The sequence below is a fragment of the Hydrogenophilus hirschii genome, assembly GCF_054656675.1.
Map to the genome: position 1 here is coordinate 127,804 of NZ_BAAHXQ010000003.1, position 13,161 is coordinate 140,964.

At 66.6% G+C, this 13,161-nt stretch carries 11 protein-coding genes; 5 read left to right on the plus strand and 6 right to left on the minus strand.

The window, feature by feature from the left end; translation table 11 throughout:
* The 5 genes from argS to ACYQ4Z_RS09585 are packed head-to-tail and all read left to right on the plus strand — an operon-like array spanning window position 1 to window position 4,171.
* A complete protein-coding gene (gene argS / locus ACYQ4Z_RS09565) occupies window positions 1–1,812 on the plus strand; it encodes an arginine--tRNA ligase (RefSeq protein WP_459860871.1) in 1,812 nt (603 codons plus the stop codon).
* A 24-nt stretch (window positions 1,813–1,836) separates the two neighbouring features.
* A complete protein-coding gene (locus tag ACYQ4Z_RS09570) occupies window positions 1,837–2,463 on the plus strand; it encodes an SPOR domain-containing protein (protein ID WP_119335941.1) in 627 nt (208 codons plus the stop codon).
* 22 nt (window positions 2,464–2,485) lie between these two features.
* On the plus strand, window positions 2,486–3,142 hold the full coding sequence (locus ACYQ4Z_RS09575; RefSeq protein ID WP_219972662.1) for a thiol:disulfide interchange protein DsbA/DsbL: 657 nt from the start codon (window positions 2,486–2,488) through the stop codon (window positions 3,140–3,142).
* A 5-nt stretch (window positions 3,143–3,147) separates the two neighbouring features.
* Window positions 3,148–3,579, plus strand: a complete 432-nt coding sequence (locus ACYQ4Z_RS09580; RefSeq protein ID WP_459860872.1) for a PilZ domain-containing protein — start codon at window positions 3,148–3,150, stop codon at window positions 3,577–3,579.
* 7 nt (window positions 3,580–3,586) lie between these two features.
* The gene (locus tag ACYQ4Z_RS09585) at window positions 3,587–4,171 is read left to right on the plus strand and encodes a GrpB family protein (RefSeq protein WP_219972660.1); all 585 of its coding nucleotides are present in this window, start codon (window positions 3,587–3,589) and stop codon (window positions 4,169–4,171) included.
* Window positions 4,172–4,187: 16 nt separating this feature from the next.
* On the opposite strand, the gene ACYQ4Z_RS09590 is transcribed toward ACYQ4Z_RS09585, so the two are convergent.
* The 6 genes from ACYQ4Z_RS09590 to ACYQ4Z_RS09615 form a co-directional block, all read right to left on the minus strand.
* Window positions 4,188–5,387: an ABC transporter permease gene (locus tag ACYQ4Z_RS09590; RefSeq protein WP_219972659.1), complete on the minus strand. Its 1,200-nt coding sequence runs from the start codon at window positions 5,385–5,387 to the stop codon at window positions 4,188–4,190.
* Window positions 5,378–6,058: an ABC transporter ATP-binding protein gene (locus tag ACYQ4Z_RS09595; protein ID WP_459861018.1), complete on the minus strand. Its 681-nt coding sequence runs from the start codon at window positions 6,056–6,058 to the stop codon at window positions 5,378–5,380. Before ACYQ4Z_RS09595 ends, ACYQ4Z_RS09590 begins: the two co-directional genes overlap by 10 nt.
* A gap of 83 nt (window positions 6,059–6,141) precedes the next feature.
* On the minus strand, window positions 6,142–7,455 hold the full coding sequence (locus tag ACYQ4Z_RS09600; protein ID WP_459860873.1) for an efflux RND transporter periplasmic adaptor subunit: 1,314 nt from the start codon (window positions 7,453–7,455) through the stop codon (window positions 6,142–6,144).
* 60 nt (window positions 7,456–7,515) lie between these two features.
* Window positions 7,516–8,907, minus strand: a complete 1,392-nt coding sequence (locus tag ACYQ4Z_RS09605; protein WP_219972656.1) for an efflux transporter outer membrane subunit — start codon at window positions 8,905–8,907, stop codon at window positions 7,516–7,518.
* A complete protein-coding gene (gene mobA / locus ACYQ4Z_RS09610; RefSeq protein WP_267912302.1) occupies window positions 8,879–9,538 on the minus strand; it encodes a molybdenum cofactor guanylyltransferase MobA in 660 nt (219 codons plus the stop codon). The genes ACYQ4Z_RS09605 and mobA overlap by 29 nt, the downstream gene beginning before the upstream one ends.
* A gap of 26 nt (window positions 9,539–9,564) precedes the next feature.
* Window positions 9,565–13,134, minus strand: a complete 3,570-nt coding sequence (locus tag ACYQ4Z_RS09615; RefSeq protein WP_459860875.1) for an indolepyruvate ferredoxin oxidoreductase family protein — start codon at window positions 13,132–13,134, stop codon at window positions 9,565–9,567.
* Window positions 13,135–13,161: the final 27 nt, after the last annotated feature.

Genomic DNA, 13,161 nt, shown 5'->3' on the forward strand with positions numbered 1-13,161 from the left:
ATGGCACAAACCACACACGATTGGACCCACTTGGAACCCCGACACGTCTTGGCGGGGTGGCTGCATCAAGCCATCACCGCAGCATTTCCCGACCACGCCCATCAACCGGTGACGCTCGAGCGCCCCAAAGACCCCAGCCACGGTGACTGGGCCACCACCTGGGCGCTGGCGCACGCCAAAGCGCTCAAACAAAACCCGCGCGCGATCGCCGAAGCGATCCGGCGCGAGCTCACCCCCCACCCGTGGGTTGCGGAGGTGACGATCGCCGGGCCTGGGTTTCTCAACATCCGTCTCACCCCGGCAGCGAAAACGGCGGTCGTGCCGAAGATCCTCACCGCCCGTGACCGCTTTGGCGCCGGCAAACCCCGCGCCGAACGGTTACAGATCGAATTCGTCTCCGCCAATCCCACGGGGCCGCTCCACGTCGGGCACGGTCGCGGCGCCGCGTACGGTGCGACGCTTGCCAACGTCATGGCATTCGCGGGTTGGCAGGTCGCGCGGGAATACTATGTCAACGACGCTGGCCGCCAGATGGACATCCTGACGCTCTCCACCTGGCTGCGCTACCTTGCGCTTTTCGGTGTCGAGATTCCCTTCCCGAAAAACGCCTATCAGGGGCAATACGTCGTCGCGATGGCCGAAACCCTCAAACAGGCGCACGGCGCACGGTTCTGCACTGCCACGGCGGAAGCGCTCCTTGCGGGCGTCCCCGAAGAGCCGCCTGCGGAACGCACCGACGCCGACGCAGCCCAACAACGCGAAGCGCGGCTTGATGCGCTCATCGCGAACGCGAAGCGGTTGTTGGGCGAAGATTATGTGTGGCTGCACCAGTTCGTGCTGGCCGAACAGCTCGGCGATTGCCGCGACGACCTTGCTGAGTTCGGCGTCACCTTCGACAACTGGTTTTCGGAGCAGAGCCTCTACGACACCGGTTTGGTCGCGCGCACCATCGAAACGCTGGAAAAGCGGGGCCACATCTACACCCAAGACGGCGCGAAGTGGTTCCGCGCCACTGCGTTCGGCGACGAAAAAGACCGCGTGGTGCAGCGCGCCAACGGCAGCTACACCTATTTCGCTTCCGATATCGCTTATCACCTCAACAAATTCGAACGCGGCTTCGACCGCGTGATCGACATCTGGGGCGCCGACCACCACGGCTACATCCCCCGCATGCGTGCGGCGCTGGAGGCGCTGGGGCTCGACACCAGCCGCTTCGAAGTCTTGCTCGTGCAGTTCGCGGTGCTCTACCGCAACGGCGAAAAGGTGCCGATGAGCACCCGCGCCGGTGAATTCGTCACGTTACGCGAACTGCGCCACGAAGTGGGCAACGACGCGGCCCGCTTCTTCTATATCCTGCGTAAGTCGGATCAGCATCTCGATTTCGACCTCGATCTGGCAAAGCGGCAATCGAACGACAACCCGGTCTATTACGTTCAGTACGCGCATGCGCGCATCGCGTCGGTACTGCGCGAATGGCGCGAGCACGAAGCCGGCGACGCTGCGATCGACGAAACGCTCGCTACCGCCGACCTCGCCCCGCTCGAAGCCTCGCCAGCAGCGCTTGCGCTCGCGCAGCAGCTGCAAATGTTCCCCGCCATCGTCACCACCGCCGCCGAAGAGCGGGCGCCGCACCATATCGCGTTCTACCTGAAAGCGGTTGCTGCCGATTTCCACGCGTGGTACAACGTCGATCGCATCCTGGTCGAGGACCCAGCGGTACGCCACGCGCGGCTGGCGTTGGCGCGCGCCACGCAATGGGTCCTCAAAAACGGTCTGCAGCTCCTCGGCGTTTCGGCGCCGGAGCGGATGTGAGTCGGTTGGGATGGTGACGGAACGATGAACGTGGCTCGGATCGCAGCGCGAACACAACCTCCGCGCCCCCAGTGGGGGGGAACCCTGGTGGGGCTGCTCCTTGGGATTGCGCTGGGCGCGATGCTCGCGCTGGCTGCGGCCTGGTACGTCACGCGCCACTCCCCGTTTCGCACCCAATCCGCGCCCACCGTCACCCCCAGCGAAATCCCGAAAGAGATTCTCGGGATGCTTCGCAGCCAAAACGGTGGCGCACCTACCGAACCCAACCCCCCCCAATCGGTCGCCACACAGCCTGGGTCGGCGCCGCTTGCCGCCGCTGCCCTGGAACCGGCTGCCACACCGCCCGTGGCAACACCGAACGCGACGTCCTCGATCACGGGGCCGGTCCCGCCAGCTCCCTCGGCACCGCCCGCCGCGAACGAACGCTGGTTCTGGCAAGTGGGCGCATTCGGCTCGGAGCAAGAGGCCAACCGGGTGCGCGCCGAGCTGGCACTCTTGGGGCTCACTTCGCACGTGGAACCCACCCGGATGGATGATGGTCGAACCCTTTACCGCGTCCGTGTCGGCCCGTATCCCTCACAACAGGCGGCGCAAGCGGTCCGCAACCGGCTGCAAGGGGCGGGTTACCAACCCGTGATGGTCAGAGGGTAATCACCCTGTTCAGGAGGAGCGAATGCACAATGACTTTGGTGATCTGCTTACCCGTCGCGCGTGGCTTCGCACCGCAGGCGGGTTGCTTGCGTTGGCTGCGCTGCCGCGTGCCGGCATAGCCGCCCCCACCCACGAAGTGATCGACCCACCGATCGCCTCGCCCAGCGACGTGATCGAAGTGCTGGAGTTCTTCCATTACGGCTGTCCCCATTGCCGCAATTTCGATCCGCTCTTGCAGACGTGGAAAGCGAAATTGCCCGACGACGTGCGGGTGCGCGCGGTGCCGGTCATCTGGAACCAACGGGTGCTCCAAGGGCTGGCGACGTTTCATTTCGCGCTCGCGGCAATCGGCGCGCTCGACACGCTCCATCCGCGCGTCTTTGCCGCATTGCAAGACGAACGGCGTCCGCTCTACGACCGCGACGGCGCCGCCGAATGGGTGCGCGAGCAGGGGGCCGACGGTGCGGCGCTCGCGAAAGCGTGGGATTCGTTCGGCGTACAGACCCGCGTGAAACAGGCCGACCGCGAGACGCGTGAATACCAGATCCAAGGGGTGCCGACGCTTGCGATCGCGGGGCGTTATCGCACTTCGGCGTCGCTCACCGGCAGCCACGAAGCCGCACTGGCCGAAGCGGATCGGCTGATCGCGCTGGTCCGACAAAACCGTCAGAAAGGATGATGGGTATGGCCGGAGCAGGCAGCTACCTGACAACGGACGCCGCGCCCTCGGAGCGCCGCCGCCACCAACGGATCTACGTCGCGCTCGTCTCGTCGCGCCGTTTTCGGGTGGACTTCGCCGGCATGCCCGGCGGCGATGACCGCCCCGTCTATGACCTCTCGTTGGGCGGCTTTTCGTGTGGCCGCCCTACTGAGTTACCCACCACCTCCTTTCCCTTCGTTTTGCACAACGACAACGACGCGCAACCGATTCGCGGTGAAGCCGAAGTCCGCGCGGTGGTGAGCGACGGCCGCATCGGCTGCGCATTCGTGGCGCTCGACCCGGCAGAGAGCGAACGCCTCACCCGTTGGCTCATCGATTACATCCTGGCAAATGCCCGCGTGCGCATCGGCGAAGAAGAGGCGCGCGCGATCGTCGAGGGGAATTCGTTTTTGTGACGCGAACATGACGCGCGATTCTCCCGCGTGGCGCCGCGCCCGTGACGAACCGGTGGTTCTCGTTCCCTACGACCCGTCGTGGCCTGAACAAGCGGCAGAGGAGATCGCCCGTATCCGCGCCCTTCTACCCGAACTCGCGTCGATCGAACACTTTGGCAGCACGGCCATTCCCGGAATGCCGGCAAAGCCGATCATCGATTTGATGGCGATCGCGCCAAGCCTCACCTGGGTTCATGAAATCGCCGCGCCGCGTCTCACCGCAGCCGGTTACGAATACTTGTGGCGACTCGACGAGCAGGGGGTAGCCCCTGCCTACACCTGGTTCATCCGCCGCGACCCGAAAACCGGCGCACGGCGGTGTCACCTCCACTTCTTCCCACCCGATTCGGACGAATGGACCGTACGGTTGCGCTTCCGTGACCTGCTGCGTGCCAACTCTGCGCTCGCAGCACGCTACGCCCAGCTCAAAACGGAGCTCGCCCGGCGTTACGCAGACGATCGTCTCGCCTATGCGAACGGCAAAAGCGCGTTCATCGCCGAGGTGCTCGCCGCTGCGAACGGCTGCTCCCCAACAGAGCCCAAGCCCAGCTGACTCTGCTGTTTTCCGATCACTCCTGACGGAGCGCGACGATCGGGTCGAGCCGCGCGGCGCGGCGCGCGGGCAGAAAACCGAACACCACCCCCACTGCGGCGGAAAAGAGCACCGAGAGCGCGATCACGCCCAGATCGAGCAAGAACGGGAAGTCGAGCGCCTGCGCCGCCAAATAGGAAGCCACGAGCGCGAGGACGATCCCGATCGCGCCGCCCGCAAGCGAAAGTACCACCGCTTCGACCAGGAACTGCGTCATCACATCGACCGCGCGCGCGCCGATCGCCAACCGAATGCCGATCTCACGCGTCCGCTCGGTGACCGAAACCAACATGATGTTCATGATCCCGATCCCGCCGACCACGAGGCTAATCGCCGCCACCGCGGATAGGAGCGCGGTGAGCATCCGGGTAGTCGAGGTGAACGTCCGCTCGATTTCGCGCGAATCGGTGATGCGGAAGTTGTCGCTCTCGTTCGGTGCGACCCGCCGCCGTTCCCGCAGCAACTGTTGGACTTCGGCGATCGCTTCGCTACTGGTGTAGCCGGGCGCAACGGCAGCGATGATGAACCGCACCTGGGTGTTGCCCGCGATGCGGCGGTGATAGAGGCGCAACGGCACCATCACCAGGTCGTCCTGGTCGCTGCCGAATGCCGATTGCCCTTTCGCTGCGAGCACCCCGATCACCGAACAACTCAACCGGTCGAGCCGCATCCGTTCGCCGACCGGCGAGCGGTCGCCAAAGAGCGTCGTCGCTACCGTCTGTCCGAGCAGACAGACCGGGGCACCGGAACGGAGCTCGCCCGGCGTCGGTTCACGGCCGTCCGCTACGGGCCACTGCCGGGCCGTCAAGTACCCTTCGCCAATGCCGACGATCTGTGTCGTCGTGCTCTGGTTGCCGGCGATCACGGTGCGGTTGGTCACCGCGGCAGGCGCAGCGATCGCGATCGACGCCGCTTCGCGCTCGAGAAAGCGGGCATCTTCGACGGTGAACGGAACGGTCAGACTGCCGGGCCCGAAGCCGCGCGACGGGCTGATGAAGAGAACGTTCGACCCCATCGCGGCGATCTGCTGCTGCACCGCGGCGGTTGCGCCGCGCCCCAGCGTGACGAGCGCGATCACCGCCGCAACCCCGATCACCACCCCGAGCACGGTGAGAAACGAGCGCAACGGGTTGCGCGAAAGGGCCCGCACCGCTTCGCGCCACGCGATCATCCACATAGGCCGCCCCTCTCCTCACGTTCGATCCGCCCATCGCGGAAATGGACGATGCGCCCCGCGTATTCGGCCATCTCCGGTTCGTGGGTCACCATCACGATCGTCACCCCGAGCGTTGCGTTGAGCGTGGCCAGCAGTTGCATGATTTCGTGGCTGCGCGCGGTGTCGAGGTTGCCGGTGGGTTCGTCGGCGAGCAGAAGCTGCGGCCGGGTGACGATCGCGCGCGCGATCGCGACCCGCTGCTGTTGGCCGCCAGAGAGTTCGCTCGGGCGATGCCCTTCGCGACCGGAAAGCCCCACCTGCGCAAGCGCCGCTTGGGCGCGCGCGCGGCGCTCCGCCGCTTTCACCCCTTGGTAGAGGAACGGCAATTCGACGTTTTCCAACGCAGTGAGCCGCGGCAAGAGGTGAAACCCTTGGAAGACGAAACCGATCACGTAGCGCCGCAGCAGCGCCCGCGCGTCGGCGTCGAGCGCGGTCACCTCCAGCCCTGCCAACGTATAGCGCCCCTGGGTGGGCGTATCGAGGCAGCCGATCACGTTCATACAGGTCGATTTTCCCGAACCGCTCGGCCCCATCAGCGCGACGAATTCGCCGTGCGCCACGGTGAGGTCGATCCCGGCAAGTGCAGAGACCGCGGCGTCGCCCGCCCCATAGACGCGGGTGATCCCTTCCAAGACGACGAGCGGGGAAAGCGCAGCACCCGCAGCGGTTGCCCCGCCCGAGCCCGGCGCCGGGGTTTGCGGCTGGGGTGCGTCGCTCACGGCGCCTCCGCGCGCAGTTCCCGAACGATCACCGGTGTACCGGCGCGCAGTTCCCCTCTTTCCACTTGGATTACCTCGCTGCGCTGCCCGTCGCTCAGCCCCAAACGAACCATCACCGCGCTTGGCGCGCCCCCTTGCAGCACATAGAGTGTTACCGCGCCGTGCGTGTCGTGCTGCGGCGGTGATTGTGGGGCGCGGGGAATCCGCGGGCGCAGAAAATCGAAAAGGGAAAAACCTTTCGACGCTTCTGCCCGCTTTGCTTGCGGACGATAGCGCAATGCCGCGTTCGCCACCGTCAATACCCCTTCGCGGCGATCGGTTTCGATCTCGGCGGTTGCGGTCATCCCGGGACGAAGCCGCAGGTCAGGATTTTGCACTGCGATCACCGTTTTGTAGGTGACGACGCCATTGACCACCTCGCTGCCCCAGCGCACCATCGTCACTCGCCCCGTGAAGGTCTCGTCGGGAAAGGCATCGACCCGGAAGCGCGCCGTTTGGCCGGCGCGGACCCGGCCGACGTCGGCTTCGTCTACGTCGGCCAATAGCTCCATTTCGCGCAGGTCTTCGGCGATCACGAAGAGCACCGGTGCTTGCAATGACGCCGCAATCGTCTGGCCGGGGTCGACTTTGCGCTGCAACACCACTCCGTCGACCGGGGAGCGGATCACCGATTTGTCGAGGTTGATCGCCACCTCCTCCAGTTGCGCTTCGATCTGAGCGATCTGAGCAGCTACCTGCGCGTCGCTGGCTTCGGCACGCGCCAGCGCCGCTTCGGCGGCGTCGAGATCGGTCTGCGCCACCGCGCGGCCGTTGCTTGCCTGCGCCGCAGTGCGCAACCGCTCAAGCCGGGCGCGCGCCTCTCGGAGCGTTGCTGCGGCTTCTTGGCGCTTAGCGCGCGTTGCCGCCAACTGCGCCGTCAATTGGCGACGCTGCGCTTCGAGCTTACGGGTGTCGAGCCGCGCCAGCACCGCCCCTTGGGTGACGCGGTCGTTGTAGTCGACCAATACCTCACGCACGGTGCCCGAAATCTCCGCACCCACGTCTACTTGTCGGGTCGGCTGCAACGACCCGGTTGCCGTCACCGTCACGACCAGGTCCGCGATTCGCGCTGCGTCGGTGGCGTAGCGCACCACCGGCTGCGCAGGTTGCGTGTACCACCACCACGTTCCGGCAACCCCTCCAAAGAGCAGCGCCAAGAGGATCCAGCGCCAGCGTGTGCGCCGGGGCTGGGCGCGCAGCCGTGCGCTCAGTTCTGGCGGAAGCACCCCCACAGCAGTCTGTCCCCCCTCGTTATGGTCTGCCTCCCTCACGATAGCATGCTCCTTGCTCTCCTTGCTCCCCTTGCGGTCACCGCACCCTCCTTCACGCGCTCACCATGGCACGCCCAGATGGTATTCGAGCAGCAGGCGGTCGTTTCGGCTCGTCGCGAGCGCCGTCTGGTAAGCGGCTTCGGCGCTGAGCCAGGTGCGCTGCGCGTCGAGGACGAGCGCGTAATCGACGAGCCCGGCGCGGTACTGCGCGTCCAGCAATTGCCACGCCCGCTCGGCTGCCTGCGCTGCGGCGGCAAGCGCGTGACGGCGCGCGTCGTTCGCGTGCAGCTGCGCAAGCGTCTGTTCGACCTCGCCCAACGCCGCGACAAGCGCAGCCCGGTAGTTCGCAGCCGCTTCGCGCACCGCGGCGTCGGCAGCGCGCGCTTCGGCAGCAAGCTGCCCACCGTCGAAGAGCGTCGCCGAAAGGTTCCACGCCAACGCCCAACTCGCCGCGCTCATCTGCCACATCGCCGCCGGATTCGCCGCGGCGAACGCAAGCGTCCCAGTGAGCGGAAAAGTCGGGTATTGCGCCGCGCGCGCTTCGAGCGCACTGGCCACCGCTGCCGCGAGCTGCCGCTCCACTTCGCGCACGTCGGGACGGCGGCGCAAGAGGTCGATCGGGGTACCGGGGTCGGGCGGCGGTGGCAAGAGGTCGTCTGCAGAAAGGGGCGGCGGATCGCGCCAAGGGCCCTCTCCGCCTCCGGTAAGCGTCACCAGGCGTTCGACGGCAACAGCATACTGCGCCTGCGCTTGGGCGCGCTGTGCGGCGAGTTGCGCTGCCAGGGTTTCGAGCTGTGCCCGTTCCCGTTCGCTTGCGAGTCCTGCCGCGATGCGGGCGTCAAGGAGTGCCCGGCTCTGCGCGACGATGGCCATTTGCCGTTCGCTCACCGCCTGCTGCGCGCGCGCGGCGATCGCGTCGAGGTAGGCCTGCGCGGCTTGCCAGAGCAACTGCCGTTCAAGGTGCGCGGCTGCCCAGTGGGCCGCCTCGGCTTGCAGCGCCGCGGCGCGCGCCGCCGCCGCGCGCCTACCGAAAAGGTCTGGCGTCCACTGCCCATCGATCCCCGCCTGCGTGGTGGCGTCGACGCTGGCTTGGCCGGTGCGCGCCGCGCCCGTACCGCTACGCGTCACGCCCGCATTCGCGGTGATCGTCACTGCCCCGGCTTGCGCCTGCGCCGCCTCGGCGAGCGCTGCGGCTTTCGCCCACCGCGCAAGCGCCGCCTCTCGCTCAGGGTTCGCCGCCCGCACCGCGGTAAAGAGTTGGGCGAGCGACGGTGCGGCGGTCAACCAGGGCGACGACACGTTGGCTGGCGCAACCTCGGCAACGCCATGGTGGAAACGCTTGGGCCAATCGGCTTCGGGATTCGGGTATTGCGGGGGCTGCACCGCGCACGCGGACAGGAAGAGCGGCGCCAGGTACGCCCACCTAACGTGCTGTTGCCGCGAGCTGGGCAAGGGATTCTGGGTCGTTGCAATTGGCAAAAGCGTCGGGTTCATCGGCGAATGAGACCGCGCTGTGCGGCAAAGTTCCGTACCAGGCGTCGATTCTACGCCGATTGGTCGCAAGGAACGCGGTCAGACTCGGCAAATGGGCGCGGTGCAGGAGCAAAAAAACCGGATGGGCGCGCGCGCCGTCGTGGGCGAAGAAGACGGGCGGCAGTTCTTCGCCCGCGCGGTTTGCGTCACGCATCGCGGCAAACGCGCCCGCAGCGTGCGCCGCGGCCAAGAAGCGCGCTACGAGATCGCGAGGCAGGAGCGGCGCGTCACACGGTACCGTCACTACCCAATCGCTCGCTGCGGCCGCGAGCCCCGCGGCGATCCCGGCAAGCGGCCCGGCAAAGCGCCATTCAGGGGCGTCATTGACCACGGGGTAGCCAAGCGCGCGGTAGCGCTCGAGGCTGCGGTTGGCACTGACAAGGAGCTGAGTAACCTGCGGACGCAACCGCTCGATCGCCCACGCGATGAGCGGTTTGTCACGCCAGGTAACCCACCCTTTGTCAACGCCACCCATGCGCCGCCCTTCGCCACCGGCAAGGATCAGCCCGGTCACGGCGGGCCGGTTCGGGTCGGGTTCGGCATGGGACATCGGGATGTCGTCCTCTCTTTCCTGTGTCACGTCGCGGTATTCCCGTTTCGCAGCGCTTCGCGCGCCCGCTCCCGCGCGGCCAGCGCCGCTTCGCCGTGGCGCCGCTTCACGTGCCCGAAGCCCCGCACGGTGCGCGGCCAACGCGCCAGTGCTTCCGCACGCGACACCGCGTCAAGGGTCGCGCGATCGCGGCGCAACTGGTCGGCGATTTCCGCCAGATCGCTTTCGTAGAGACGGATGAGTTTCCGCTCCCAACGCCGCTCTTCACTCTGTCCGAACAGGTCGAACGGGGTACCGCGCAGGAATTTCAACCGGGCCAGCCACGGGAAAACCCGGCGCAGCCACGGGCCGTAGGTGCGCTTTTCGATGCGGCCGGTCAGGAGGTCGGGTTTGGCCAAGAACGGCGGCGCGAGCAAAAACTGCGGCGTGAAGCCGGGTTCGAACGTCTCGGTCAGCTGTTGCCACACTTCGGGGCTGCTCCACAGCCGCGCCACCTCGTATTCGTCTTTGATCGCCAAAAGGCGATGGTATTCGCGGGCCACCGTCGCGGTGAGCGGCAAATCGTCTGGTGTCTCGGATGCGGAATCGGGCAGCGCCTGACCCGCTTGGTGCCGCAACGCGCGTTCGGCGACGCGGATCCGTTCGACCCGCTCCCGGTACCGTTCGGCGTAGCGCGCGTTCTGGTAGCGGGTGAGGTGCGCGACGCGGCGCGCGATCATTTCGTCGAGCGTCTTCGACAGGCGCAAGATCCCCTTGGGTTCGCTGTGGGCAAAAGCGCGCACTGCATCCAGATCGACCGCGGCGCGCCGCCCCCACAAAAACGCTTTCTGGTTCGCGGCAACCGCGACCCCGTTCAATTCGATCGCGCGCAGGAGCGCCGCCTCAGAAACCGGCACCCACCCCTGTTGCCACGCGTAGCCAAGCAGAAAGGCGTTGGTGAAGAGCGCATCGCCCATCAGCCGCGTCGCCAATTGGGTGGCGTCGAACGCGAAGGGCGCCCCCCCGATCGCTTCACCGATCTGCGCCAGCAGCCGCTCGCGGGGGAACTGCCAGTCGGGGTTGCGCGTGAATTCGAGCGTCGGCGTCTCAGCCGTATTGACGACCACACGGGTACGCCCGACGGCCATTTTCGCCAACGCCTCGTCGCTCGCGGTGACGATCAGGTCGCCGCCGATCACCGCGTCCGCTTCCCCGGCAGCGATGCGGGCTGCGGTGATCCGCTCTGGAGTTGCAGCTAGCCGTATGTGGCTGAAGACCGCGCCCCCTTTCTGCGCAAGACCGGTCATGTCGAGCGTCGTCACCCCTTTCCCTTCCAGGTGCGCCGCCATGCCGATGAGCGCGCCGATCGTCACCACACCGGTCCCCCCGACTCCGGTCACCAGGAGGTTCCACGGGCGGTCGAGCGCGGGCACGCCGGGTTCGGGCGGCAGCGGCCAATCGTCGTCGCCCGCAAGCGCTTCTCCTTTTTTGAGCTGCGCGTTTTCGAGCACGAGAAAGCTGGGACAAAAGCCGTCGGCACAGGAGTAGTCTTTGTTGCAGCTCGACTGGTCGATCTGCCGCTTGCGACCAAACTCGGTTTCGAGCGGCCAGACCGCGACGCAGTTCGACACTTCCCCGCAATCGCCGCACCCTTCGCAAACCTCCGGGTGGATGAAGAGCCGCCGCGGGGGATCGGGGAACTGCTTGCGTTTGCGGCGCCGCCGCTTCTCCGCCGCGCAGGTCTGGTCATAAATGATCGCCGAAACCCCAGGCAACGCGCGAAATTCGCGCTGAATCGCGTCGAGCTCCTTGCGGTGGCGAATCGGCACATGGTCGACGTCGGCCGGACCATAGACGTGCGGCGTTCCGTCGGTGACGATCACCAAGTTATGGACCCCTTCGGCTTTGAGTTGCGCGACGATCATCGGGACGGTGAGCGGTCCGTCGACCGGCTGCCCGCCCGTCATCGCGACCGCATCGTTGTACAGGATCTTGAAGGTGATATTGACGCCCGCCGCGATACACTGCCGAATCGCCAGGATCCCGGAGTGGTAGTAGGTGCCGTCGCCCAGGTTGGCGAAGATGTGGCGCGTTTCGGTAAACGGCGCCTGCCCGACCCACGGCACCCCCTCGCCCCCCATCTGGGTGAAGGTACTGGTGTGGCGCTCCGGCATCCAGGTGACCATGTAGTGGCAGCCGATCCCGGCAACCGCGCGGCTCCCTTCGGGCACGCGGGTCGAGGTGTTGTGCGGACACCCGGGGCAGAAGGTGGGGAGCCGTTCAGCATGAAGCGGCAGGCGCGCCAACGCCGCCTCTTTCTGCGCGATCCATTCGAGCCGCGCCCGCATTTCGGGCGAATCGTACCAACGGGCCAAGCGGTTGCCGATCGCACGCGCGATCATCGCTGGCGTGAGCTCCCCCGCCGCGGGCAAGAGCCATTCGCCGTGGTCGACGGTGCCGTCGGGACGCACGAGGTGGGCCCACTCCCCCTTTTCGTCGAATTTGCCGACCACCCGCGGCCGGACATCTTCGCGCCAGTTGTAGAGCTCCTCTTTGAGCTGATATTCGATGAGCTGCCGCTTCTCCTCGACCACCAGGATCTCTTCCAACCCGTCGGCGAAGCGACGCACCGCGTCGGCTTCGAGCGGCCAGACCATCCCGACCTTCATCAGGCGGATGCCGATCGCCTTGGCGCGTTCGGCGTCGATACCCAGGTCTTCGAGCGCCTGCAGCACGTCGAGGTAGGATTTGCCGCTGGTGATGATCCCCAGGCGCGGCCGTTCGGGTTCGATCACGATGCGGTTCAGTTCGTTCGCCCGCGCGTACGCGAGCGCTGCGTAGAGCTTGTGGTGCAGCAGCCGCTCCTCTTGCACCCGCGGCGGATCGGGCCAGCGGATGTTGAGTCCGCCCGGCGGCATCGGAAAGTCGGTGGGAAGGGTCACGGTGACGCGGAACGGATCGGCGTCGACCGACGCGGCGCTCTCCACCGTATCGGCCACCGCTTTGAACGCGACCCAGCAGCCGCTGTAGCGCGACAGCGCGTAACCGTGGATTCCGTAATCGAGGTACTCCTGCACGTTGGCCGGCGCGAGCACCGGCATCATCACCGCTTTGAAGATATGGTCGGTCTGATGCGGCAGCGTCGACGATTTCGCCGCATGGTCGTCGCCGGCAACGACCAATACGCCGCCGTGGGGCGACGTACCTGCGGCGTTGCCGTGGCGCAAGACGTCGCCACTGCGGTCGACCCCCGGACCTTTGCCATACCAGAGCGCAAAGACGCCGTCGTAGCGGGCACCCGGGAACAGGCCGACCTGTTGCGTTCCCCAGACCGCGGTGGCCGCCAGATCTTCATTGACGCCGGGTTGAAAGACGATCGCGTGGTCGCGCAGGAAAGCTTGCGCGCGCCACAACTCTTTGTCGAGACCGCCCAGCGGGGAGCCGCGGTAGCCGGAAACGAAACCCGCGGTGTTGAGCCCGGCGGCCTGGTCACGGATCTTCTGGTTGATCAGTAACCGAACGAGCGCCTGCGTCCCGGTCAAGAAAACCCGGCGTTCACGGTAGCGGTCGTCCAGGGTATAGCGGGCCAGCGCCAGCTGACCGATGGGTGCGTTCATCTTCTGTCTCCTTTGGTGTGGCTGCGC